Source organism: Mesorhizobium sp. M7A.F.Ca.AU.002.02.1.1, from assembly GCF_003998535.1.
Taxonomy (GTDB): domain Bacteria; phylum Pseudomonadota; class Alphaproteobacteria; order Rhizobiales; family Rhizobiaceae; genus Mesorhizobium; species Mesorhizobium ciceri.
This window is the reverse complement of record NZ_RZPB01001028.1, coordinates 1-1,772: the sequence shown is the minus strand read 5'-3', so window position 1 is coordinate 1,772 and position 1,772 is coordinate 1. Positions and strand designations below refer to the sequence as shown.

The following is a 1,772-nucleotide window of genomic DNA, read 5'->3' as shown; positions in this document are numbered from 1 at the left end:
ACGGTGCCTTTGGTCATAGGAATTTTTTCTTGACTCGGTGAGCTCAGCTATGGTACATTTTCGTCCATGGTGCTGATTTGCGCCGGTGACCCGCCGCACTGGCGGGTTTTTCATTTGCTGCTCCGTCAGCGCAGACGAAAGCTCCGAAGAAACCCGTTAGCCCTAGTTCGTTGCCCTGCCGTCGGCGCCGATCAACTTGCGGTGCAATGATTGTAAAGGGTTCGCGTCCTGGTCTAGGGAGGAGGCCAGGAGACCGAAACAGAATGCCAGTGACGCAAAACGTTGCTCCGGGCGCCCCGGGAATTCCGGCGCGCTGGACGTCAAGCGCCAAGAGCGGCGTCGGAACGTCGCTTTCGCCGGCCGGCCGGATCTGGTTCACGATCAGCCACGGCATGCTCAACGAAATCTACTATCCGCGCGTCGACAGTGCCTGCACCCGCGACCTCGGCCTCATCGTCACCGGCGCCGCCGGCTATTTCTCGGAAGAGAAGCGCGCTGCCACGCACAGCATCGAACCGTTCGAGGACGGCGTACCCGCCTACCGGCTGGTCAACACGGCGAACGACGGCGCCTGGCGGATCGAAAAGCGCATCCTCGCCGATCCGGCGCGCCCGGCGCTGCTGCAGGAAATCACCTTCACGGCGCTGAGGGGCGTCGCTGACGATTATCGCGTCTACGCGCTTCTGGCGCCGCATCTGGTCAATGCCGGCATGGGCAACACCGCCTGGGTCGGCGAGCACGAGGGAAAGCCCGTGCTGTTCGCCTCGGGGCGCGGCTCCTGCCTGGCGCTGGCCTCGTCGCTGCCCTGGCGGACCGGCTCGGCCGGCTATGTCGGTTTTTCCGACGGTTGGCAGCAACTGCACAACACAGGTGAGCTCGATGCTGCGTACCAGCGGGCCGAGGACGGCAATGTCGCGCTGACCGGCGAGATCGGCTTTTCCGCGGCCAGGACCAAGGCTTTGCTGGCGCTGGGATTTGGCGCGACGCCCGAGGAGGCCGCGGAACATGCTTTCGCCAGCCTGAAGCAGGGTTTTGAACCCGCGGCGAAATCCTACCTCCAGAACTGGCGCAACTGGCAAAAGGGCCTGCTGCCGCTCGACCGGCACGCGGTGCCCGGGATCAACTTCTATCGCGTCTCGACGGCGGTACTGGCGACGCACCGGTCGATCGCCACACCGGGCGCCGCGGTCGCCAGCCTGTCGATCCCGTGGGGCTTCGACAAGGGCGACGACGACCTCGGCGGCTACCATCTGGTCTGGCCGCGCGATCTGGTCGAGACGGCCGGCGGCTTTCTTGCTGCCGGCGACGCCGCCTCGGCGTTGCAAATCCTCGACTATCTCGGCTCCATCCAGCAGCCGGACGGCCACTGGCCGCAGAACGCCTGGCTCGACGGATCGGCCTATTGGCCCGGCATCCAGATGGACGAATGCGCCTTTCCGCTGCTGCTGGCCGAAGCTTTGCACCGCGCCGGCCATTTGCCGCACGCCAGGCTCGCAGTCTTTCTGCCGATGATCGAGCGCGCCGCCGGGTTCGTCGTGCGCAACGGGCCGGTCACCGGCGAGGACCGCTGGGAAGAGGATGCCGGCTACAGCCCGTTCACGCTCGCCGTCGAAATCGCCGCACTGCTTGCCGCAGCCGACCTGCTCGACGCCTGTGGCAAGCCGGACGGGGCGACCTATCTGCGCGAGACATCAGACGTCTGGAACGACCAGGTCGAGCGCTGGACCTACGTCACCGGCACGGCGATCTGCGGTCAAGTCGGCGTCGACGGC

The 1,772-nt window shown here is 65.9% G+C and carries 1 protein-coding gene; it reads left to right on the top strand.

All coding sequences use genetic code 11. The features are described 5' to 3' along the window. Positions 1-263: 263 nt before the first annotated feature. Positions 264-1,772: glycoside hydrolase family 15 protein (locus EN879_RS34600; RefSeq protein WP_245493920.1), on the top strand; the 1,509-nt coding region annotated here is incomplete at its 3' end.